Consider the following 21,429-nt stretch of genomic DNA (forward strand, 5'->3'; position numbering starts at 1 on the left):
TCACACCTCCTTTTTGAAAAATTCGCTGAATTTTTCTTTTTCTTGATTCTGCTTTCTATTTCTCTCATCTTTTCTTTGACTGTCTTCATTTGAACTGTTTTGATACCATTCTTGTCCGTTTATCTGCACATTTACGATGTTGAAATTCAAATTCGAAAGTCTGTCAACTATAACTGGCATGGCGTTTTTCAACATTTCCTGAGTCTTATCATTTGATGAATTGATTATCAACGTTGTCTTTCCTCCATCTTCTGTAAGAGAAATCTCAATTTTTCCCAAAGAAGGAGGATTAAGTTGAATATCAACCTTAACCGGTAATTTTTGATCCTTCAAAGATTTAGCGATGAAATCAGTTATCTTTGAAATTGGGACTCCATCTTTATCTGGAGAGTTCTTGGGCTGGACATTCTCTCCTCTCGATGATTGCGGTAGATATTCGTAAACCTTTACATCGTTGAGACTATATTTCGTGTCTTTATCATTTATTTCTACCTTGAAATTCTGTCCCGAAAAATTTTCTTTGACTACGTTTTGGATCTTGACATTCACGGTATCGAAGAGTTTTTGATTAGGTGTATTGTTGGAATTCGACATATCTGAAAGATTTGTCTGAATTTGGACTGGTTGCGAATCTGCATTTTTTGCTTCCATGACGAAGTTCTTCAAATTAAGGTTATTTTCATTACTTTGGCGATTGGAAGTAAGATGGATATTTTGTTGATAAGAGTTTATCTTCGTATTTGCCTTATCGACCTGGGAAAGGTTGACTTCATTTTTTACTTTGTCTTCTGTTTTGGTCTTTTCAAATTGATCGGAGATCTTGGCTGGAATCTGTATTTTGGCATCATCTGTCTTTGTTTGAGTATCTTTGTGATTTTCAGAATCTGTCTTCGGAACCTTTGGACTGAAAAATGATGAATTTACAGATGATGAATTGACAGGAATTTGCGATGAAAATCCTAAATCGGTGGATTTGCCTTGATCGGGACTGGCAACCTTTTCTGGGACTTTAACGTCTGAAATCTTTTCGATCTTTTTCAAAGCATCATTACTTTTATTTTCAATCTGATTTGAATTGATCTCCGAACTCAAATTATCTTTAATTTGTACAGAAACGCTTACTGCTTTCTGATTTCCTATCTCTATTTTGCCTTTTTCAACTTCTTCCTGAACCTTCTGATCATGAAGATCTTGCACTTTGTCTTCTGAATTTGGAACTTTCTTTTGTGAATTCTCTACAATAAGATTAACCAAAGATGCCTCTATGGTATTCTCCGATCTTTGACTATCTTTGCCGGAATTATCCTTATCTTTTATATTATCCACATCTTTATTCTTTTTTACATCTGATTTTTCAGTTTCTTTAGTTACCTTTAAGTCTTTCGATGATTCATCCTTGCCCTTTGACAAGATCGAAAGTAAGGAAATATCCGTCTTCCCTTTTACATCGTCCTTCTTACCATCTTTGTCAGACAATAAAAGAATTTCAAAGGCACCTTTGGGGGCAATTTTGTGTTTATCGGTCGGTACTCGATCGAGATTCATGCTTACGGGATTCATCTTGTCACCTTTGTCAGATTCTCTATAATCGAAGAGGCCATGGCTGGATTTGTCTGTGAAATGGCCTGAAGAACGGATCCGGCAACCTGTGGAGAGAGATTTACCATCGCGTCTACAATGACGTTAATCGGGATATTCGAAGTTGCTATGATGCGTCCAATTTGAGATGGATTGCTGTTCGTTATCCATTGATCGAGTGTCTGGATTCTCTTTTGATAACTTTGATATTCGGCAACCTGCGCGTTGAATTGCTGAACCTGCCTTTCAAAGGCCGTTTGTGAAGCCTTAAGAGTTGCCTGCAAAGATGCCAGTTGGGCCTGAAGGCTTGCAATCTGGATCTCTTTTGCTTCTAAAGAGGCTTCCCGCGTGTTTAGAACGTTTTGGAATGCATTTATCCTCGATTCCAAAAGGGTCTGGTACGGAATGACCCTTAGAGGTTCATACTTTACACTGTTTCCAATAAATGGAACCATCTTAAGTATCGAGGCGGCGTAACTTTTAACGTCTGCAAAAGGAGTAACCCCGTACATCTGGAGTTTATTCATCTCGAAATAGAAATAACTTATTCCGATTGAAAGTACAAGAAATGTGAAAATAACAAGGAAAACCCAAAAAATCAAAAGTCCACGTTTTTTGGCCATCCATTTCCCTCCTGAAATATAATTCAATCTCATCGATGAAATATCCTAAGTGTTCAAAATTTCAATCTCCATTAGAGGTTATTCGTTTTGAAAAAATGCCAGTAAAGCACTGCGTTGGCAAATTGAAAGATCGCGGCGATGAATATGGGCGCTTCCATCATGGAGTAATCCATGAAATACCCACTTGCGGCGGGTCCTATTGAAGATGTTATTTGCTGGGGTAAATTGCTCAGGGCAGCCATCGAGGCTCTTTCTTCTTCTTTTGTCTGTCCCATTGTGAATGATTGTCTAAGAGGTATCCCGGCAGAGACAAAAAACATTCTCAAAAGATAAAAGATCCCAGCCAGTAAAAATGTTGGCATCAAAGCCATAAATACAAGCATTATTGCACCGATAGCCCTGACTCCAACTATGGTTTTGACGGTGCCAAAAAATTTCGCGAGACGCGCAGATGATATAGAAGAAATTGCTCGTGCAATGTTGGACAGCACGTAAATTATGCTTATGAATTCGGTACCGACACCGTATCTTGCAAAAAACCAATAAACAAGGATCGGCCCGCTGAAAAATCCCGTTCCAAGACCATTTACGGCATTGGTGATGGAAAATTTTCCAAGCAATTTCCACGAGATCTTGAAAGTATTTCGACGCCTTGGCCTATTTTTGTCTTCATGAACGAATAAAGTTATAAAGAACGTAGAAATGTAGATGACGAATGCAACTCCCATCAAGCACAAATATCCTGTCCGCCATCCATCTTTGAAGGCATTCGAAATATATGGAAGAAATATCGTCAGGCCATACCCGATAGTGCTTCCTATAGCGCCAAAAAATGAAAATGTCCCAAAGACATCATTTCGGAATTTCGAATCTGCGCTTTCGGCTATAAGTGCCTGTTGTGCCGCGCCGGCAGCACCACCGCCACCACCACCCCTTATTGTGCCTATAGAAACAAAAAGCATCAAGGGCAAAAAGTCCGTTGTAAAGAAAAAGCCCAGTACACTTATCGCATTTATTATGGTCATGACAAGAATGACGATCTTTCTTCCATGCTTATCGGCAAAGAATCCAACGCCTATTGAAAAAAGTATGCCGACAATCACTGACAAAGTGAAGGCTAAACCTATTTGAACGCCGGAGAAACCCAATTTCGAAAGGTATATAGGCACGATAATCGTCAATGATGCCTGAGCAATGCTCCTTAAAAGTCTGCTTATCATAAGTAAGAATAGATCTCTATTCAACCATTTTTTCATGTCTCCTCCAAATAAAATGCCCCCTTAACGGGGGCATTTGGGCTTTTTTATTTTATGCTTTCTTTAGATAGAGATGAACTTGCATCTTTCCAAACAGGGGTTGGCCCTCTCATGTAGGAAATGACGGCTGCACCAATGCTTATTATGAAAGATATGAAAAATGCAAGACGCAAATCAGAAATGAAGGTATCAACGAATATACCCTTTCCTCCGATCTGTGCACCTATAAAGAGTGCATCCATGGCTTGAGGAGTAAGACCCGAAGAAAGAATCGCGAATGCCATTGCAATGCTTACAAGAGAACCTGCGTTGTTCATCATTGTCCTTGTGCCAGCCGCTATGCCTCTTCTGTCTGGAGGCACCATACTCATTATGGTGTTTGTATTTGGAGAATTAAACATGCCCGATCCGAATCCCACGACAGTTCCCCATATTATAACCTCGGCAATCGACATGTCAACCCTTGTAAATACCGCAAAACCAAGGAGACCGATACCAGTTATTAAAAGTCCAAGAGTACTTAACACTCTCGATCCATATTTGTCAGAAAGTCTTCCACTTATGGGCGCCATTATCATCATGGCAACGGCAAATGGTATCAGATAGATACTCGCGGTAAATGGATCCATATTCTTGATACCGAGTAAGTAGAATATGAGCAAAAACATCAAAGCGCCCCTTGCGATTCCATTCATCAAATTCGAACTGTACGCGAATACCTGTACCCTTGTCTTAAAAAGCCTTAGATCCAGCATTGGGTATTTCACTTTGGATTCTATGTAAACGAACAAAGGCATAAGTATAGCCGCCAAAACAAAGAAAGTTATCACGATCGGAGATGTCCATCCGCCAAAGCCTCCCTCGGTTAAGGCGTAAAGCAAAAAGAACATGCCTGATGTGAAAGATATGGCACCAAGCCAGTCGAATTTTTCTCCTTTAGGTATTGGGGCGATATCCTTTATTTGAATCCACGCCCATATTGTTACAAGCGCGCCGAACGGTACGTTCATGTAAAAGATCCATCTCCATCCGATGGCCGTCGTCAACAATCCGCCTATTATAGGGCCGAAAGCAGATCCAACCGCAAGAACCATTCCATTTATCCCAAGCGCCATCCCCAATTCTCCCTTCGGGAAGGCATCTGTAACTATTGCCGTACTGTTTGCCATCATCAAAGATCCACCAACGGCTTGGATGATTCTCATTATGAGAAGTTCAACACCACTTTGAGACATACCTGCAAAAAGCGATGCAATGGTGAATATGGCTGCTCCAAGGACAAACAACCTTTTTCTGCCTATCATGTCTGCAACACGTCCAATGGACGGAACAAGCACCGTTGTTGCCAACATATAACTCATCAAAACCCAGATTATTATTATCATCGGAGCGTTAAGACCCTCGGCAATGTTGGGAAGGGCTATCAAAAGCGCCGTTCCCGTCATAATACCAAGCAAAAGACCCAAACTTGTGGCCGAAAGTGCAAGCCATTTATACTGAATTTTCATTTTATCACCTCTAACTGATGAGTGTTTTGTAAAACTCTTTGACCTTTTTTGATGCGTCAGGCCTCAAAGGTACTCCATGACCGCTTAACATGATATCGTATTCGATCTTTGTAAGTTTCTCCATAGACTTTATCGCAAGTGCCATATCCGGTGTGAATTGTTCCGGAGGACCTTGAAGTTCATCAATGTATCTCAATTCGTCCCCAACAAAGATAACCTTTCTTTCTTTGCTGTAGAGTGAGATGCTGCCGGGCGTATGACCTGGATTGTGAATAACCACAAAATCATCCACAGTATCTCCTTCTTTGAGCAACACATCTGGCTCGACGTAATTCATCTTCATGAATGTGGATGCAACCTTCATCGCGGCACCTGTAAATCCTTTTGGCGATGGAAGTTTTTCCTTTCCTGTTACGTAGGGTGCATCCTTTTCGTGAACGTACAACTTCGCATTGGTTATTTTCTTCAACTCGTAGGCATTTCCCATATGATCCATGTGACAGTGTGTAAGGACTATCTTTGAAATATCAGATGGATTTTTACCAATCGATTTTACGTAATCAAGGATCTTGTTTAATTGACCCGGCATGCCGGTATCTATTACCGTCAAATTATCCCCTAAAACGATATAAACATTTGCATTCGTTCCATCTACAAGATGAATGCCATTTGTTATCTCCATATTTCATATTTCCTCCTTTTTACCTTTATTTTAGAAATTCTTTAAAATCTCGACAGTCTCCTTTATTATCGAAAAAGCATTAAGGAGTTTTTCAAATTGTTCATCCGAAAGTACGCTTAACTTTTCATTGACGTATTCTCTCATTGCCTTCTCTATCTCGGCGGCCTTCTCCATTCCCCTTTCGGTTAACTCTATGAAAACAGCCCTTCTGTCCTCATCCGTTCTGTACCTTTTAACATACCCCTCCCTGACAAGAACATCGGTTGCGGCCGTAATTGTACTTTTAACGAATCCATATTTGTTTTCTATTTCAGACATCTGGGCACGATTTTGAGAATGCCTTCTCATAAAAATGAGAATGGACGCGGATGTCTTTGGAAGTTTTGTTTTGGAATAATCAAAACTCTTAAAAACGATCTTAGAAAAGGACGAATAAGCCATCAAAAGGTCTTCCGGAACTTCACGTTTCATTTTTTCACCACCCATTTCAATATCATACAATTCATTTTTGAACTTTTTGATTTTGTATTATTTAACTTTGTATTAAATTATGATTTAAATTAAGGACTACCTTGACGATAAAGGCCACGAACCACCCGAGCGTGTCATTATGGGCACCTTCTGGAACGAATATTCGGAATTTGAACTTTGTTTGGTATAAAAGGTAAAACAAATGAAATTGGAAGCGTAAAATTAAAACTGGTATAATCATCTCGTTTATCACAAAAGATTTTTGTGATATCATATTTTATGTTCAAATTCGATCGGGAGGAAGTGTAAACTTTGGTAGAACTCAAATCATACATACGTGATATCCAGAACTTTCCAAAAGAAGGTGTTGTTTTTAAAGATATAACCCCTCTTTTGAAAGATCCGGAGGCTTTTGCATTTGCCATAGAAGAAATGTCCAAACTGGCCGCACAATTCAATCCTCAAAAGATCGTCGCGGCAGAAGCGCGCGGTTTCATCTTCGCGGCTCCTATTGCTTACAATCTAAAAGCGGGTTTTGTTCCAATAAGAAAACCAGGAAAGTTGCCTTATTTCACGATAAATGAGGAATATTACCTTGAGTATGCCAAATCGAAAATAGAAATGCACGTTGACGCGATCGATCCAAATGAAAGGGTCGTAATAGTCGATGATATACTTGCAACGGGTGGGACCTCTCTCGCTATGGCCCATCTCGTTGAAAAATTGGGTGGAATAGTCAGTGGAATGGTCTTCCTCGGTGAACTTTCTTTTCTTGAACCGAGAAAGAATCTTAGAAATTACGAAGTTAAAGCACTGTTGACATATTAGTTTTCTGAAGGGAGGAATTTATTTTGAAATTCGATTTCACCAATGCTTTTGGTGAGAATTTGTCTGACGGTGTCAGATATGAAGATATAAAGGGAATAACCGGAAGATTACACGCCTTTCTCGAAAATTTCAGGCAAAATCCTCCAGGATTTGCGAAGGTATTCAACGATCAATCACACATAGACAGTATTCTTGAAATGGCAGAAAAATGCAAACATTTTGAGAATTTCGTGCTTGTAGGCATAGGTGGATCGGCTCTTGGAAATCAGGCAATCCAAGGAGCGTTACGTCATCCAATGTGGAACAACTTATCCCGGGAAAAAAGAAATAACCTTCCAAGATTCTTCGTAATGGACAACGTCGATCCCGAACAAATCGGATCGATTCTCGATGTCATCGATCCGGCCGAAAGCCTCTTCAACGTTGTAAGTAAATCAGGATCAACTGCCGAAACGATGAGCAATTATTTGATCGTAAGAGGACTTCTCGAAACGCGCGGTCTAAATCCGAGAGATCACCTTGTCTTCACGACAGATCCTGTCGAAGGTGTTTTAAGGAAGATCGCCATAGACGAGGATATTCCCGTTCTTGACATACCTCCAAATGTCGGAGGAAGGTTCAGCGTGCTCACCTCTGTCGGTCTCTTAAGTGCAGCATCATTAGGCGTTGATATAAAGAAGATGTTAGATGGTGCGCAGGAAGAACTCGATAGGTTCAAAGAAGAAGATGATACCTTTAAAAATCCAGTACTTTTGAATGCTGCCATTCATTACCTTTATTCTCAAAAAGGTAAGTCTATATCCGTCATGATGCCATATTCAAATGCCCTCTATACCCTTGCAGACTGGTACAGACAATTGTGGGCCGAATCTCTCGGAAAGGAAAAATCCCTTACGGGCGAGACTGTACATGCCGGACAGACCCCTATAAAATCCCTCGGAACGATAGATCAGCATTCTCAAGTTCAACTTTACATGGAAGGTCCAAATGACAAGGTAATAACCTTCCTCAAAGTCGAAAATTTCAGAAGAAACTTAAAGATACCGGTAATTCATCAGGACAGAAAAGAACTGTCTTACCTTTGTGGTCATGAACTTGAAGAACTCATAAATTACGAACAGGAAGCGACATCACTTGCACTTTTGGAACATGGAAGGCCGAATCTTACGATCTCCTTTGAGTCTATAGACGAAGTGGAAATCGGGAGATTCTTTGGATATTACGAGATTCTCGTTACTGCCATGGGCCATTTGTACAACATAAACACATTCGATCAACCAGGCGTTGAACTCGGAAAGAAAAACACCTACGCTTTGATGAACAGAAAAGGATATGAAAATCAGAAGGCACATATTGAAGATCTAAAGAAAAACCTAAAAATTTTTAAAATTTAAGGAGATGAGAGATCTTGTTGGTCTGGAGGTTTAAAGGAGGAATCCATCCTCCCACCAAAAAACTGGCAAAAGATTCCAAGATCGAGAATTTGAAACCGTCAAAGACGTATTCTCTTTTTGTGGCCCAAAATTCTGGAAATCCTCCGAAACTAATAGTTCAGGTCGGAAGTGAAGTAAAGACCGGTCAAAAAATAGCGGAGGCAGATGGTTTTGTTTCCGTTCCCCTTCATTCTCCCGTGACGGGAAAGGTAATCGAGATAAAAAAGGAAAAGCATCCCGTTACCGGAAGACCGGCAGATATCGTCGTCATCGAGAGAACTTCAGATGATGAATGGGTAAAGTTAAGTGCCAAACCGTACACGGAATACACCCCAGAAGAGATCAAAAAAAGAGTTGCCGAGGCTGGCATTGTGGGTCTTGGAGGGGCAACCTTTCCAACTCATGTAAAACTTTCCCCTTCAAAAAAGGTGGATACCGTTATACTCAATGGCGCCGAGTGCGAACCATATTTGACAATAGATCAGCGCATGATGGTTGAATATGCCGAAGAGATATGTAAAGGTGGCATTGCAATCGCAAAATCTGTCGGGGCGACGAAGATCTTTGTAGGAATAGAAGAGAACAAACCAGACGCGATCGAAAGTATGAAAAAGGCCGGCAGCGCCTTCGGAATCGAGGTTGTTGTGCTTCCAACAAAATATCCTCAAGGATCTGAAAAACATCTTATCTACGCCATAACAAAAAAACAGGTACCATCCGGTGGACTTCCAATGGATGTCGGCGTTGTGGTTGACAACGTCTCGACGGCGAGGGCAATTTATCGGGCGCTTGAATTTGGAGAGCCACTCATAGAAAGAGGCCTGACATTAACGGGAGAGGGCGTAAAAAATCAAAAGAACGTTTTTGCAAGGATAGGGACACCTATCTCCGATCTTTTGGATTACGCAGAGGTAACGTCAGAAAGTGGAAGAGTTATACTTGGCGGTCCAATGACAGGAGTCGCCGTAGAATCTATTCAGATGGGCATTTCAAAGGGTACGTCTGGAATAACCGTTTTGCCCGAAGAAATTGTGAAAAAACCCGCAGAGACGAATTGCATAAGATGTTACAGGTGCGTTGAGGCCTGCCCAACACAACTTGAACCTTATTTGCTTTACAAGATGTTTAAGAAGAAGATGTTCAACGAGATGAAAGAAGCACATCTCATGGATTGTATAGAATGCGGATCTTGCGCCTACGTATGTCCTGCAAATATAGATCACGTTAAGGCATTTAAAACCGCCAAACTCGTTGTTAGAACTCTCGGTAGGAGATGATCTTATGAAATTACTGACAGGGCCCGCCCCTCACATCCATGATACCATCTCGACAAGAAGGATAATGTTAGATGTGCTCATAGCCCTAACTCCTTCGGCGATTCTTGCAGTCTTGATGTGGGGATGGTACATGTTACTCTTAGAAATTGGATCGATGGCTTTTGCCGAATTTCTCGAATTTTTTGTCATGAGAGTCTTTAGAAAGAAGAAGGATTTTGTCCCCGATCTTTCGGCCTCGGTCACAGCGCTTTTACTTGTGTTCAATGTTCCAGCCGGTATATCGTGGTGGACTATGGCCTCGGGCATTTTGGTTGCGATAATCATAGGAAAGGAAGTATTCGGAGGCATAGGGAACAATCCCTTCAATCCCGCGCTGGTTGGACGTCTTTTTATGTACATATCATTCCCGGTCGCCATGATAACATGGCCACAGGTTAATTGGCTCCACTTCTGGACCCCGGCGTACGACGTGGCCACAACTGCAACGCCTCTGGGAGAGGCAAAATTGCACGGAGTTGCTGCCGCAACACAACTTTTTCATAATCTGACATGGACATCATTCCTTGGAATAATTCCGGGTTCGGCAGGTGAAACGAGTGCTTTGCTTTTGATAATAGGATTCCTTTATTTGTGGTGGAGAAAGATAGTGTCGTACGAAATACCTGTGGCATATATAGGAACAACCTTTGTACTTTCTGCGATCTTTTGGCTTGCCAATCCCTCGGCCTATTACGATCCGTTGACCTCGATAATGGTCGGTGGATTAATGTTAGGCGCACTCTTTATGGCAACAGATCCAGTCACAAGCCCTGTTACGCCGATGGGAAAATGGATCTTCGGAATAGGTGCTGGTGTTATAACGGTACTTATAAGATATGTAGGAGCATATCCTGAAGGCGTTAACTTTGCCATAATCCTCATGAATGCGCTTGTACCATTCATAAACCAGTTTACAAAAAGAAGGGTCTTCGGGACGATGAAAGAAAATGTCTAACCACATCAAGGTTGCCTTAATTCTAACAGTTGTAATGGTCATAATAGGAATAGGGCTGGCTGGAATATACCTTATGACCTACGCGCCCATCGCAAAGGCCGATTTGAATGCCGATCTTGAGGCAATAAAATTCGTACTGACAGATCAAACGACGGGACAGTTACTTGTCAGTCAAAGCCAGATTCCCCAAACTATGGCAGAACTTAACGCTAAAATATGGAAATCAGATTCTTCCGGCGTGCTCTATTCCAATCCCAAATTGCCCGGTTATGTGCTTTCTCCAGCATACCTTTTTAAGGGAAAGGACGGAAGCAACATCTACGTCTTAACCGGTTATGGCATAGGATTTGGAGGCAGAGTTGTAACCGTTGCATCTTTTATTCAGCAGAAGGATGGGAGTTTCCTTGAAAACTCAATAGATGTAATAGATTATTCAAATGAAACTCCGGGGCTTGGCGCAAAGATAAATGATCCGGATGTCAGAAGCAGATTTTTCGATATACCCAATTCCGGCCTAAAAGATGGTGTAAAGGTTAACAAGGATGCGGGACTCTTTCCTTTGCCAGCCAATTATTTGTCAAAAATCAACCAGTACAAGGCAGAAGGAATAGTCGTTACAAGCGATGTCATGACAGGAGCAACTATAACACCGAGATCCGTTGCAAATACTCTGAATGCCATGTATGAATTCCTTGAAAAGGAGGTAAAGTGATGGCCGAAAACAAACTTTCAGATTGGGCCGTTTTAACGGCGGGATGGATAAAACAAAATCCGACCTTTGTTCAGGTTTTAGGTATGTGTCCCGTGCTCGCCGTTTCAACGAGCGCCGAAAATGCGCTCGGCATGGGCCTCGCAACTTTAGGAGTGCTTGCGATTTCGAATTTGTTCATCTCATTCGTAAGAAATATAATTCCCAACGAGATAAGAATACCGGTCTATATATCAATAATAGCCGCATTTGTCACGATGGTAAACCTTTTGATGCATGGATACACATATAGTTTGTGGGTAAGCCTTGGAATATACATACCTTTGATAGTCGTCAACTGCATTCCGCTCGGGCGCGCTGAAGCCTTTGCCTCAAAACATGGTCCGTGGCAATCATTCTTAGATGGACTTGGTATGGGTATAGGTTTCCTTGGTGCCATAATGCTTATAGGAATAACGAGAGAATTGTTCGATGCCGGCACTATCTTTGGGTACAGAATATGGCCAGAGGCTTACAATGTGTTTGTCGTTGCACTTCCTCCGGGAGCCTTTTTAGTCATAGGACTTTACATGGGATTATTCAGATATATAGGAAAAATAAGAAGTGAAAAGAAACCACAGGGAAGTGAGAACAAATGAGCGCGAATTTTGGTGAATTATTTGCTTTGATGTTTTCTGCGATGTTAGTTTACAACTTTTTGCTCTCCCGTTTTCTTGGCATGTGCTCCTTCTTTGGAGTATCGCAGAAGATAGATACGGCAGTCGGAATGTCGATAGCGGTTATATTCGTAATGGTTGTTTCCGGTCTGGCCGCATGGATACTTAACCTTTTACTTGTGGCATGGCACATCGAATTTTTGCAGATTCTCGTTTTTGTGCTTGTAATAGCGGCCCTTGTTCAGTTCATAGAGATCTTCGTCAAAAAGACAAATCCAGTACTTTACAACGCGCTTGGAATATATCTTCCACTCATAACAACAAACTGCGCCGTTCTCGGAGTTGTGCTTTTGAATTTGAACCAGAATTACGATTTTCTCCAAACGCTTTTCAACACGGTCGGTTCCGCTCTCGGTTACGCTCTCGCTATAATTCTCTTCGCATCGATAAGAGAAAGACTTAGCATAGATGAGCTTCCTCCCGTCTTTGAGGGAATGCCTGCCGCCTTCATAACGGCATTTGTACTTTCGATGGGCTTTATGGCCTTTAACGGAATGATAAAGGTGTGATTCAAATGATAACGGTGATTTATTCGATAATTTTACTTGGAATAATGGGATTTGGAATAGGTTTGGCACTTTCTGTGGCAGCCAAAAAATTCGAGGTTAAAGAAGATCCAAAAGTTGAAGAGATAATCAATGCTCTCCCGGGCGCCAACTGTGGCATGTGTGGATACGCCGGCTGTGCTGCCTATGCTCATGCCATCGTCGAACAGCACGCGTCCTTTGATCTTTGCGTACCGGGAAGAAAGGCTGGTGTGGCCGATAAAATAAAGGAGATAATGTCGGCCCCTCAGAATGAAAAAGTCAGTGAGAAATAATTGAAGGGAGGACAGGATATCCTGCCCTCCGTGCTAAATTTTCAACGGGGTGATACAGATGTCAAAACTTGAAGAGTTCAAAATTTACCGACAAAAAATGAATGAAAAGATCCTGAATCAAGGAACAATTTCAACCAAAAGATTTTTCAATCTCGATTCTGCAGTTTATGAGAATGGCGCTCTCTCTAAAAAGACAAAGGAACTTTTAGGTCTTGTCGCTTCAATGGTTTTAAGGTGTGATGATTGCATAACATATCACATAATCGAATGTGTAAAGGAAGGATTGAGCGATGCAGAGATCTTCGAGGCTTTTGACGTCGGGCTTGTTGTGGGAGGTTCTATAGTCATTCCGCATCTTAGAAGGGCCGTCGAGACTCTTGAAGAGGTAAGAAAATACAATGAATCATCGCTCGATTTTGACGATCAATAAAGACTGGAGGCCTTTAAAGACGAGGTATTCGTGATTGATGCCGACCTTTACGTACTTTTCATTTAAGCGCGAGAAAAACCTTTGAAATTTCATAGGACTTATGGCCACCCTTAACATCTTACCACACTCGATGGGGTAATTGTATTCGTATGCCGAAATTGCGGAGATAACGATGAATTTCATCGTGTTCGAAAGTTCTAAATATCCTCTCCCCCCGTTCCTCCTTTGAAATCTCGCCGCAAGCGTTGACCCTTCTTTGATCGCTTTTGTCGGGATTTCAAAGTCGCCAGCCTCAAAGTTAAGCAATTCATTTATTTTACCTATATCGGAAGGCGTTGAACAGATCGACATCATCCCATCTGAAAATCTTATTCCGATTCCGCTTGTATATCCGATCTCAATTTTGTCCTCTCTTACCGCGTCAAGGGCTTTTACAAGATGTCTTACGCTCTCGTAAGGAATCTCTGCGGAAAATGGTCCACCCTTGAATTCGGTAAAGGCTATACCTGTATGGCCGTAATCTTCGGAGGCACAGAGTAATTTCTCACCTATACCGACAAAGATCATCTGACCTTCTCTCGAGATTATGCTTCCCAAATCGAGCACCTTTTTGAACTGAGAGGTGTATATTTTTTCCTCGGTCTCGATGCGATCGAACTTTCTCGGGTTTTGAACTAATGGATGGAGTATGGATATTATCTCCGTTCCACTCGAAATGTAGAGATTAGATCCAAAATTCATTCTTACCTCTTCGCTTTTTTCTCTCAAAAGCAATTTCAGATCATCGAGAGGAACAGTGTAAAATCCATCAAATGAATCGATAGAGCCGAGTTCAAGATCGATCGAGAGACATCCATCTGTACCGTAGGCCATAAGTTTAGAAAGGTTTGTGTAAAAATACACCCTTCTCATTGAAGGCTCTATCGTACCACTTACCCTGTCGAAAATCCTTACGAATCTTTTGAATTTAGATTGATCTATTCTTATCTCTGGCACGTTCTCGATCCCTTAAGGCTATTGGAATTACGATAAGGCCAATAACTATGGCCAGAATCATAGAACCAAATCTCTCGTACATGAGCAGGAATATCGTGATTCCAACCAAAGTCCAGCCAGATATTTTAAAAAGTAATTTCAAAAAAAGATCGGAAAGCACAAAGGATATAACGGCAAAACTCAAAAGATAGATGAATTGAGGAGCAAGAGAGAGTCCTTCTTTCGCCCAAAGCAAAAAGATTATGAGGTAAAGGAAGATAAATGTTATCTGGGAAGTTCTGAAATGATTTCCCTTGTGAAATACGAGTGATAATATCTCGGCAATGACAAAAACTATCCATACCGTCCATTCAAAGTGAAAAAAAGATATGGCAAAATACAAAAAAACGCCAGCAAGGACTCCCGAAAGGATCACACGCTAAACCTCACATTCACAATATCTCCATCTTCGACTATCGAATCTTTTCCTTCAAGTCTCATAAGTCCATTTGCCTTTATTTCCTTCATAGACCCAAGTTTTTTGAGATCATCGAACTTCACAACTTCGGCCCTTATGAACCCTCTTTCAAGGTCTGTATGGATCTTGCCGGCCGCCTCTTTAAATGTCGTGCCACGCTTTATGGTCCATGCCCTTACCTCATCCTCTCCTGCCGTAAAGAAGGAAATAAGGCCAAGGCTTGAATAAAGGACCTTAGAAAGTCTTTCAATTCCGCTCTCCGTAAGGCCAAGATCCTTTAGAAATTCGTACTTTTCATTCTCGTCAAGTTCATTTATCTCCATTTCGAGTTTTCCGCAAACCTCTATCATGGCAAAGTTATTTTCGTTCGCTATCCTTTGAATTCCCTCTTTTCCTTTGTAATCGTGCGATCTGAAAGATTTTTCATCGAGATTGACCACGATAACGGATTCGAGAAGTGTAAAAAAGGAGAAGGAATTCAAGATCTTCCTCTCTTCATCATTTAAATCTGCAAGTTTTACGAACTTTCCCTCATTCAGAGCATTCAAAGATTTTTCAAGCGCCTTAAGTTGGAGTTCTTCATTTAGAGATAACTTTCTCTTGGCGTTTTTCAATTTTTCGACGTTAGACTCGGCTATTTCAAGATCTCTCACTAACAATTCGTCTCTTAAGTATTCGCACTCCTTTGCCGGATCTCCAAAGTAAGATGGCACAGATTCATCTTCAAAGGCTCTTATGACCCACAGAATCGCGTCTACATTCTGGATCTTCATCAATATCTGGTTCTTATCCTTTCTCGACAATTCGGGAGAAAGGCCCGGCAAATCGACGAGTTCGATCGTCGCGTAGGTCGTCTTTTTGGGATTGAACATCCTGGAGAGAAAATCTATCCTCTCATCGTGAATCTTTGCAATGCCCACATTTTCCGTTTGACTTCCAACGAGCAACCTAAAGACCGTCGTTTTCCCGGAATAAGGTGCGCCGTATATTCCAACTTTCAATTTTTATCACCTCGGTATATCTCGAAGTAATTTCCCTTTTCGTTCTTTTCAGGGAGGGCCGTTACCCTTATCGTTACGGTTTCATTTTTTGTCTTTATCGTGAGAATATCTCCAACCTTCACATCGTAAGAAGGCTTTAGAGTCCTTCCATCCTTCGTAACTCCGCCAAGTTCTATTATCTCCTGAGAGACCGTTCTTCTTTTTATTATTCCACAAACCTTCAAGAATTTATCAAGTCTCATGAGTTTTCAAAAACTCCTCTATTTCCTTCCTCGATGGAAATGAAGATCCGGCGCCTCTTCTCGTTACCGAAATGGCAGAGGCTGCCATCGCAAAATAACATGCCATCTCAAGAGCCTTTCCTTCAGAAAGTCCAACGGCCAAAGTCCCGTTAAAGCAATCTCCCGCTCCCGTCGTATCGACTGCATTTACCCTGAAGGCCTTAAGATTGAGGATCTCGCCATCTTTTAAAATATATACACCCTTTCGGCCGGCCTTGACTATGACCTTAGGCCCCATCTTTTCGATGGCAATAATCCTCTCTTTTAAATTCTTCCCATCGACGATCTGGGTGATCTCTATTTCATTCGGGGTTATGTAATCAACGCATTTTAAAATATCATCAGAAATTTGAAAGGCCGGGGCAGGATCGAGTATGACCTTTACACCGAGATCGTGGGCAAGACGGGCGGCGTATCCGACGACGTCTTTTGAAATCTCAAACTGGATCAAAAGGAAATCAGATCTCCTTACGATATCAAAATTTTTCTCGACAAATCCTTTATCTATTTTATCATTCGCGCCACCATCGAGAATTATCGAATTCTCACCATTTCCATCTACCCATATACTCGCAACGCCAGATGTCCCTTCGAATTTTGAAATTCTTTCGGTCTTGACACCTGACTTTTTCAGAGAGTCAATCAAAAAATCTCCGAATATATCCTTTCCGACGGCGCCCAACATAAAAACATCCCCGCCGCTTTTTGCCGCGGCAACTGCCTGATTTGCGCCCTTTCCTCCCTGATGAATTTCAAATCCATCTCCCCTTATAGTCTCGCCGGGATCGGGAAATCTCTTTGTAAAACTCACAAGATCGACATTGATACTTCCAAGAACCGCTATCGACATATAAAACCTCCATTTCCGTGAAATTATAACACATCTACAGAAAACAAAGTTTTTTCTACTCGTCCCCCGTAATGGGCCGTCTGCTTATTTATTTTACGAAAAATATGATATGATTATCTCAGCGATAAAAAGAGAAGGATCCCAGATCAAAGCGGAGGCTTAACCCTTGTAATGTAAGTCAAAATAAAATGAAAGGGGGTAAGTCTCATGAAAGGAAAGATATTCAAACTCGCTATCGTGGCAGGTGGACTTCTCAGTTTGATCCTTGCCGCCGTCGGCAGCTCGAAATGGTGGTAATCTGAAGAGGTGAAGATGTGTCATTATCGCTGAAGTTTTACATAGCAATTATCGCAATTATTGCCGGGGTGCTAATTGGCACCCTCCTCTTCTTTGAACCACTCGAGCCGTGGTGGATTATAGTCGTATGGGGCTTAAGCGGATGGTTTGCCGACGCCTTTCCGGTTGAAGTCAGAAAGATAAATGGAAACAAATGGATCATAGGATTGAGTATGACCTTTAACCTTTCTGCGGCCATTCTCTTTTCTCCAATAAGTGCCATGATAATAGGCGCAATTGCCTCAACATCCCTAAATGAAATGAAAACTACACAGTGGTACAAAATGGTCTTTAACATTTCACAGATTTCCACAGCGACCTTTGTTGCCGCCTTTGTATACAGGATCTTTCCGGTTAGTTCTGAAATAGTTAAGATCTTTGCAATAGCGATAGCGATAGGAATCTATGCGATAATAAACAACTCATTCGTTGCCGGTGCGATAAGTCTTGCGACAAAGAAAAAGTTCAAATGGATCCTAAAGGATGTCCTCATAGACTTTTTTGGGCTTAGCATCTTCATATCCCTTGGGATCGCCTACCTTGCCATCTACCTTTATCCATTCGTTCACTTCTACGTGATCTTCATCATACTCGGACCATTGCTGGGAATAAGGTTTGTAATAGATCTCTACAGAAAATTTCTTCACACGAAACTTGAGGCCATGTACGCCCTTACAAAAGCGCTCGAGGAAAAGGACCCTTATACGGCCGGCCATGGCGAGCGCGTGAGTTTGTACTGCGAGGTCATTGCCGAGAAGATCGGCATATACGGAAAGCACCTCGACGATTTGAAGATCGCGGCCCAATTACACGATGTCGGCAAGATCGGCATAAGAGACATAGTTTTGAACAAGCCTGAAAGGCTTACTATCACAGAATACGAGGAGGTAAAAAGACACCCTATAGATGGCGCAAATGTGATCTCTCAAATACCCTCATTTGAAAGAATCGTTGGATGGGTCAAGTACCACCACGAAAGATGGGATGGTACGGGCTATCCGGAAGGATTAAAGGGAGAGGATATCCCTTTAGAGGCGAGGATAATAGGAATCTGCGATGTTTACGATGCATTGACTACCAAAAGGGCTTATCGAGAAGAATTCTCCCACGCCGAGACTTTGAAGATGATACGTTCTGAAAAAGGAAAGGCCTTCGATCCAAAACTCGTCGATGTACTCATCGAAAGCGCCGACGAATTCGACAAAATAAGGATAGAAAATGCGCCTGTCTATCCCGAAATGAAAAAATGATATACATATACGTGATAGTTGCGGCGATCGTAACCTCTTTGATCTTCAAAAGAAATGTCTGGAACCCTCTCAATACCAATTTTAAATGGTTTTATCTCATCTTCATTCCTTTTATCCTTGAATTGATTGCGGTCTTTGGAAATTTTGATTTTTCGAATTACCTGACATCCATTGCTTACATCATCTTGATAATCTTTTGCATTGCAAACTGGAAGATAAAGGGTTTTCCCTTCATAACTTTAGGGGCGATTTCGAATACAGTCGTGATACTTTTGAATGGAGGAAGGATGCCACTCTCAAAAGAGACTCTTGTGCTTGCGGGACTCCCACCCGATACAATGGATCCCAAACACATTTTGATGGGACAAAATACCATCTTGCCATTTATGGGAGACATAATTCCGGTGAACTTTTTGGGTCTTCACTATGCCTGCAGCGTAGGAGATCTCTTTGTTTACACGGGACTTTTTCTTTTGATATATCTCAACGCAAAGAGAGGTGTTAAAAATGGCAAGGCCTAAAAAATACAGGATGGTCGAATACGTGTTGAAATCCTTGGAATTTTCTCCCGATAACCCAACCGGAGAGGTTGAGATCTCGATGGACGAACTCGAGGCAATGCGTCTTGCCGACATCGAAAAGATGTATCAAATAGATGCCGCCAAATTAATGGGCATATCCCGCCAAACCTTTGGAAGGATTCTCGACTCGGCCCACTCAAAGATCGCCGACGCCCTTATAAATTCAAAAAAGATAAAGACGGGAAATGACGGCAGATGCAGGGTCGTGAAGTTGATGAAGTGCGATGATTGCGGCAAGGTCTTTCGAACCCCTGTCGATTACACCGGTCATGAGTGCCCGTACTGTCACAAAGAACATGCCCACCCTCTAAGTTCAGATCCTGTCGAATGATTCAGACTTTGTTTCGTCCTACGCGCACATTCGGATCAAGCGAGCCGAGTATAGTATAATAATGATCGAAAGTGAATACTTCAAAGATGCGCTTCGTGCGCAAGGATGTGTATTTAATCGAAGAGGTGAAAGACTTGTCGAAGACTTTTTACGTTACAACACCCATATATTACGTTAATTCCGATCCACACATAGGATCTGCTTACACTACCATAGTCGCGGACGTTGTTGCACGCTACAAACGCATGATGGGATACGATACCTTTTTCCTTACCGGAACCGATGAACATGGCCAAAAGATAATGAGGGCGGCAAAAGAGAAGGGCATGGACACTAAGAAATTCGTTGACGACCTTGCTCAGAGGTTCATTCAACTGTGGAAAGACCTTGAAATTTCGAATGATCTCTTCATAAGAACGACAGATGATTATCACGTAAAGACAGTTCAGGAATTCTTTCAAAAGATGTACGAAAAGGGAGACATATACCTTGGAAAGTACGAAGGATGGTATTGTGTTCACGATGAGACCTTTTGGACCGAAAAGGACATAGGGCCCGATAAACTTTGTCCGGTCTGTCATAGACCTTTAGAGCATGTTGAGGAGGAAAATTATTTTTTTAGATTGTCGAAATACACAAAGCCACTTCTCGATCATTTCAGGTCCCATCCGGACTTCGTCGAGCCGGATTTCAGAAGAAATGAGATGATAAAGATTCTCGAAGAAGGTCTTGAGGACATAAGCGTTTCGCGCACCTCTTTTGATTGGGGAATTCCTCTGCCTTTCGATAAAAAGCATGTCATATACGTATGGTTTGACGCTCTTATAAATTACGTCTCGGCCGTAGGATATGGAAGAGACGATGAAAAATTCAAAAAGTATTGGCCTGCCGATGTACATTTTGTCGGAAAGGAGATAAATCGCTTTCATTCCCTTATATGGCCTGCAATGCTCATGAGCGTGGGACTTCCACTGCCCAAAAAGATTTTCGCCCATGGATGGCTAACGGTCAACGGAGAAAAGATTTCAAAATCAAAGGGAAATGCAGTCGATCCGCGCGTGCTTGTCAAAGCCTACGGACTCGACGCGGTCAAATATTACCTGTTAAGAGACATAACCTTTGGAAATGATGGAGATTTTTCCGAGGACAATTTGATAGTTAGAATAAATGCCGATCTGGCAAATGATCTTGGAAATCTTGTCCACAGAACCCTATCAATGGTAAATCAAAATTTCGAAGAAATTCCAGATCCTTCCAAAGAGGAAAAAATAGACGACGATTTAAAAGACCTGCTTTCAAGAACGATAAATGATTATTTTTCTTACATGGACAGTTTCAAATTCACCGAGGCGTTAATTTCGATATGGAATCTTGTTAAATTCTCTAACAAATACATAGACATGACCGAACCATGGCTTCTCGCAAGAGATCCATCGAAAAAAGAAAGACTCGGGACCGTCCTTTACAATCTCGTTGACGTTATAAGAAACATATCTATAATGATCTCTCCGATCATGGTAAAGACCTCCAAATCACTTATAGATAGAATAAATCAGGATTTAGACGTTAACATGCTTGGATGGCATAAGACAGAGAAGGCGAAGATAGAGGTTGGAGAGCCCCTCTTTCCGAGAATAGACACAAAAGTATGGAAAAAGGTGATAAAGATGGCAGAAACGGAAGAAAACCAAAAAAAGGCAGAAATAAGCATAGAGGATTTTGCAAAGATCGATTTGAGAGTTGCAAGGATAAAAAAGGCAGAAAGAATTCCAAAATCCGAAAAACTCGTGAAATTAATCTTAGATGTCGGAGGAGAAGAAAGACAGATCGTCACCGGCATAGGATTGGTCTACACACCAGAGTCTTTGATAGGACGGGAAATAATCATCATCTACAATCTTAAACCGACGAAGTTGATGGGCGTTGAGTCAAATGGAATGCTTCTGGCGGCGAAGGATGGAGAAAAATTGAGAATTTTAACCGTCGATGGCTTTGTAGAGACCGGAGCAAAAATATCTTGA

At 41.6% G+C, this 21,429-nt stretch carries 24 protein-coding genes; 13 read left to right on the plus strand and 11 right to left on the minus strand.

What is annotated here, in order from left to right; translation table 11 throughout:
* The 6 genes from ATHSA_RS02115 to ATHSA_RS02140 all read right to left on the minus strand — a co-directional run bounded on the left by ATHSA_RS02115 (position 1) and on the right by ATHSA_RS02140 (position 6,118).
* Entirely contained in the window at positions 1-1,560 is a 1,560-nt protein-coding gene (locus ATHSA_RS02115) for a flagellar hook-length control protein FliK (protein WP_161847539.1), read from the minus strand.
* On the minus strand, positions 1,557-2,201 hold the full coding sequence (locus tag ATHSA_RS02120; protein WP_161847540.1) for an OmpH family outer membrane protein: 645 nt from the start codon (positions 2,199-2,201) through the stop codon (positions 1,557-1,559). Before ATHSA_RS02120 ends, ATHSA_RS02115 begins: the two co-directional genes overlap by 4 nt.
* 71 nt (positions 2,202-2,272) lie before the next feature.
* Complete coding sequence (locus tag ATHSA_RS02125) at positions 2,273-3,457, minus strand: MFS transporter (RefSeq protein ID WP_161847541.1); 1,185 nt, start codon at positions 3,455-3,457, stop codon at positions 2,273-2,275.
* Between the two features lie 47 nt (positions 3,458-3,504).
* Positions 3,505-4,965 carry an MFS transporter gene (locus ATHSA_RS02130; protein WP_161847542.1) on the minus strand — a complete coding sequence of 487 codons (1,461 nt, stop codon included), beginning with the start codon at positions 4,963-4,965 and terminating at the stop codon, positions 3,505-3,507.
* A 10-nt stretch (positions 4,966-4,975) separates the two neighbouring features.
* On the minus strand, positions 4,976-5,647 hold the full coding sequence (locus ATHSA_RS02135) for an MBL fold metallo-hydrolase (protein WP_161847543.1): 672 nt from the start codon (positions 5,645-5,647) through the stop codon (positions 4,976-4,978).
* Positions 5,648-5,677: 30 nt separating this feature from the next.
* Positions 5,678-6,118, minus strand: a complete 441-nt coding sequence (locus tag ATHSA_RS02140; RefSeq protein ID WP_161847544.1) for a MarR family winged helix-turn-helix transcriptional regulator — start codon at positions 6,116-6,118, stop codon at positions 5,678-5,680.
* 312 nt (positions 6,119-6,430) lie between these two features.
* Between ATHSA_RS02140 and ATHSA_RS02145 the strand changes: the two genes are divergently transcribed.
* The 9 genes from ATHSA_RS02145 to ATHSA_RS02185 are packed head-to-tail and all read left to right on the plus strand — an operon-like array spanning position 6,431 to position 13,325.
* Positions 6,431-6,946, plus strand: coding sequence for an adenine phosphoribosyltransferase (locus tag ATHSA_RS02145; protein WP_161847545.1), 516 nt, complete (start codon positions 6,431-6,433; stop codon positions 6,944-6,946).
* Between the two features lie 20 nt (positions 6,947-6,966).
* The gene (locus ATHSA_RS02150; protein WP_161848901.1) at positions 6,967-8,340 is read left to right on the plus strand and encodes a glucose-6-phosphate isomerase; all 1,374 of its coding nucleotides are present in this window, start codon (positions 6,967-6,969) and stop codon (positions 8,338-8,340) included.
* 14 nt (positions 8,341-8,354) lie between these two features.
* Positions 8,355-9,656 (plus strand): electron transport complex subunit RsxC, encoded by a 1,302-nt coding sequence (gene rsxC / locus ATHSA_RS02155; RefSeq protein ID WP_161847546.1) that lies wholly within the window; start codon positions 8,355-8,357, stop codon positions 9,654-9,656.
* Positions 9,657-9,660: 4 nt separating this feature from the next.
* Complete coding sequence (locus tag ATHSA_RS02160; protein WP_161847547.1) at positions 9,661-10,650, plus strand: RnfABCDGE type electron transport complex subunit D; 990 nt, start codon at positions 9,661-9,663, stop codon at positions 10,648-10,650.
* Positions 10,643-11,362, plus strand: coding sequence for an FMN-binding protein (locus ATHSA_RS02165; RefSeq protein ID WP_161847548.1), 720 nt, complete (start codon positions 10,643-10,645; stop codon positions 11,360-11,362). The genes ATHSA_RS02160 and ATHSA_RS02165 overlap by 8 nt, the downstream gene beginning before the upstream one ends.
* The gene (gene rsxE / locus ATHSA_RS02170) at positions 11,362-11,997 is read left to right on the plus strand and encodes an electron transport complex subunit RsxE (protein ID WP_161847549.1); all 636 of its coding nucleotides are present in this window, start codon (positions 11,362-11,364) and stop codon (positions 11,995-11,997) included. The genes ATHSA_RS02165 and rsxE overlap by 1 nt, the downstream gene beginning before the upstream one ends.
* Positions 11,994-12,584 (plus strand): electron transport complex protein RnfA, encoded by a 591-nt coding sequence (locus ATHSA_RS02175; RefSeq protein ID WP_161847550.1) that lies wholly within the window; start codon positions 11,994-11,996, stop codon positions 12,582-12,584. Before rsxE ends, ATHSA_RS02175 begins: the two co-directional genes overlap by 4 nt.
* 5 nt (positions 12,585-12,589) lie before the next feature.
* Complete coding sequence (locus ATHSA_RS02180) at positions 12,590-12,895, plus strand: RnfABCDGE type electron transport complex subunit B (protein ID WP_197739195.1); 306 nt, start codon at positions 12,590-12,592, stop codon at positions 12,893-12,895.
* Positions 12,896-12,953: 58 nt separating this feature from the next.
* A complete protein-coding gene (locus tag ATHSA_RS02185) occupies positions 12,954-13,325 on the plus strand; it encodes a carboxymuconolactone decarboxylase family protein (RefSeq protein ID WP_161847551.1) in 372 nt (123 codons plus the stop codon).
* On the opposite strand, the gene ATHSA_RS02190 is transcribed toward ATHSA_RS02185, so the two are convergent.
* Genes ATHSA_RS02190 through rbsK form a run of 5 tightly spaced genes read right to left on the minus strand, consistent with a single transcriptional unit; the run spans position 13,299 to position 16,910 of the window.
* On the minus strand, positions 13,299-14,321 hold the full coding sequence (locus ATHSA_RS02190) for a hypothetical protein (protein WP_161847552.1): 1,023 nt from the start codon (positions 14,319-14,321) through the stop codon (positions 13,299-13,301). The genes ATHSA_RS02185 and ATHSA_RS02190 overlap by 27 nt on opposite strands.
* Positions 14,293-14,736 carry a hypothetical protein gene (locus ATHSA_RS02195; RefSeq protein WP_161847553.1) on the minus strand — a complete coding sequence of 148 codons (444 nt, stop codon included), beginning with the start codon at positions 14,734-14,736 and terminating at the stop codon, positions 14,293-14,295. Before ATHSA_RS02195 ends, ATHSA_RS02190 begins: the two co-directional genes overlap by 29 nt.
* The gene (locus ATHSA_RS02200) at positions 14,733-15,779 is read right to left on the minus strand and encodes a DUF933 domain-containing protein (RefSeq protein ID WP_161847554.1); all 1,047 of its coding nucleotides are present in this window, start codon (positions 15,777-15,779) and stop codon (positions 14,733-14,735) included. The genes ATHSA_RS02195 and ATHSA_RS02200 overlap by 4 nt, the downstream gene beginning before the upstream one ends.
* The gene (locus tag ATHSA_RS02205; protein WP_161847555.1) at positions 15,776-16,021 is read right to left on the minus strand and encodes a S4 domain-containing protein; all 246 of its coding nucleotides are present in this window, start codon (positions 16,019-16,021) and stop codon (positions 15,776-15,778) included. Before ATHSA_RS02205 ends, ATHSA_RS02200 begins: the two co-directional genes overlap by 4 nt.
* Entirely contained in the window at positions 16,011-16,910 is a 900-nt protein-coding gene (gene rbsK / locus ATHSA_RS02210) for a ribokinase (RefSeq protein WP_161847556.1), read from the minus strand. The genes ATHSA_RS02205 and rbsK overlap by 11 nt, the downstream gene beginning before the upstream one ends.
* A gap of 314 nt (positions 16,911-17,224) precedes the next feature.
* On the opposite strand from rbsK, the gene ATHSA_RS02215 reads away from it, so the two are divergent.
* The 4 genes from ATHSA_RS02215 (at position 17,225) to metG (ending at position 21,429) form a co-directional block, all read left to right on the plus strand.
* A complete protein-coding gene (locus tag ATHSA_RS02215) occupies positions 17,225-18,496 on the plus strand; it encodes an HD-GYP domain-containing protein (protein WP_161847557.1) in 1,272 nt (423 codons plus the stop codon).
* Positions 18,493-19,017 (plus strand): DUF5317 domain-containing protein, encoded by a 525-nt coding sequence (locus ATHSA_RS02220; RefSeq protein ID WP_161847558.1) that lies wholly within the window; start codon positions 18,493-18,495, stop codon positions 19,015-19,017. The genes ATHSA_RS02215 and ATHSA_RS02220 overlap by 4 nt, the downstream gene beginning before the upstream one ends.
* Positions 19,004-19,408: a DUF134 domain-containing protein gene (locus ATHSA_RS02225; protein ID WP_161847559.1), complete on the plus strand. Its 405-nt coding sequence runs from the start codon at positions 19,004-19,006 to the stop codon at positions 19,406-19,408. The genes ATHSA_RS02220 and ATHSA_RS02225 overlap by 14 nt, the downstream gene beginning before the upstream one ends.
* A gap of 86 nt (positions 19,409-19,494) precedes the next feature.
* Positions 19,495-21,429, plus strand: a complete 1,935-nt coding sequence (gene metG, locus ATHSA_RS02230; protein ID WP_161847560.1) for a methionine--tRNA ligase — start codon at positions 19,495-19,497, stop codon at positions 21,427-21,429.

This window comes from Athalassotoga saccharophila, from assembly GCF_009936215.1.
GTDB classification, from domain to species: Bacteria; Thermotogota; Thermotogae; order Mesoaciditogales; family Mesoaciditogaceae; genus Athalassotoga; species Athalassotoga saccharophila.

Bases quoted from the DNA above. Each gene is read 5' to 3' on its own strand.
- ATHSA_RS02220 (WP_161847558.1), top strand. From the start codon at position 18,493: ATGATATACATATACGTGATAGTTGCGGCGATCGTAACCTCTTTGATC.
- ATHSA_RS02205 (WP_161847555.1), bottom strand. From the start codon at position 16,021: ATGAGACTTGATAAATTCTTGAAGGTTTGTGGAATAATAAAAAGAAGA.
- ATHSA_RS02185 (WP_161847551.1), top strand. From the start codon at position 12,954: ATGTCAAAACTTGAAGAGTTCAAAATTTACCGACAAAAAATGAATGAA.
- ATHSA_RS02120 (WP_161847540.1), bottom strand. From the start codon at position 2,201: ATGGCCAAAAAACGTGGACTTTTGATTTTTTGGGTTTTCCTTGTTATT.
- ATHSA_RS02125 (WP_161847541.1), bottom strand. From the start codon at position 3,457: ATGAAAAAATGGTTGAATAGAGATCTATTCTTACTTATGATAAGCAGA.
- rbsK (WP_161847556.1), bottom strand. From the start codon at position 16,910: ATGTCGATAGCGGTTCTTGGAAGTATCAATGTCGATCTTGTGAGTTTT.
- ATHSA_RS02175 (WP_161847550.1), top strand. From the start codon at position 11,994: ATGAGCGCGAATTTTGGTGAATTATTTGCTTTGATGTTTTCTGCGATG.
- ATHSA_RS02140 (WP_161847544.1), bottom strand. From the start codon at position 6,118: ATGAAACGTGAAGTTCCGGAAGACCTTTTGATGGCTTATTCGTCCTTT.
- ATHSA_RS02130 (WP_161847542.1), bottom strand. From the start codon at position 4,965: ATGAAAATTCAGTATAAATGGCTTGCACTTTCGGCCACAAGTTTGGGT.
- ATHSA_RS02225 (WP_161847559.1), top strand. From the start codon at position 19,004: ATGGCAAGGCCTAAAAAATACAGGATGGTCGAATACGTGTTGAAATCC.
- rsxE (WP_161847549.1), top strand. From the start codon at position 11,362: ATGGCCGAAAACAAACTTTCAGATTGGGCCGTTTTAACGGCGGGATGG.
- ATHSA_RS02135 (WP_161847543.1), bottom strand. From the start codon at position 5,647: ATGGAGATAACAAATGGCATTCATCTTGTAGATGGAACGAATGCAAAT.
- ATHSA_RS02165 (WP_161847548.1), top strand. From the start codon at position 10,643: ATGTCTAACCACATCAAGGTTGCCTTAATTCTAACAGTTGTAATGGTC.
- ATHSA_RS02160 (WP_161847547.1), top strand. From the start codon at position 9,661: ATGAAATTACTGACAGGGCCCGCCCCTCACATCCATGATACCATCTCG.
- metG (WP_161847560.1), top strand. From the start codon at position 19,495: ATGCGCTTCGTGCGCAAGGATGTGTATTTAATCGAAGAGGTGAAAGAC.
- ATHSA_RS02115 (WP_161847539.1), bottom strand. From the start codon at position 1,560: ATGAATCCCGTAAGCATGAATCTCGATCGAGTACCGACCGATAAACAC.
- ATHSA_RS02180 (WP_197739195.1), top strand. From the start codon at position 12,590: ATGATAACGGTGATTTATTCGATAATTTTACTTGGAATAATGGGATTT.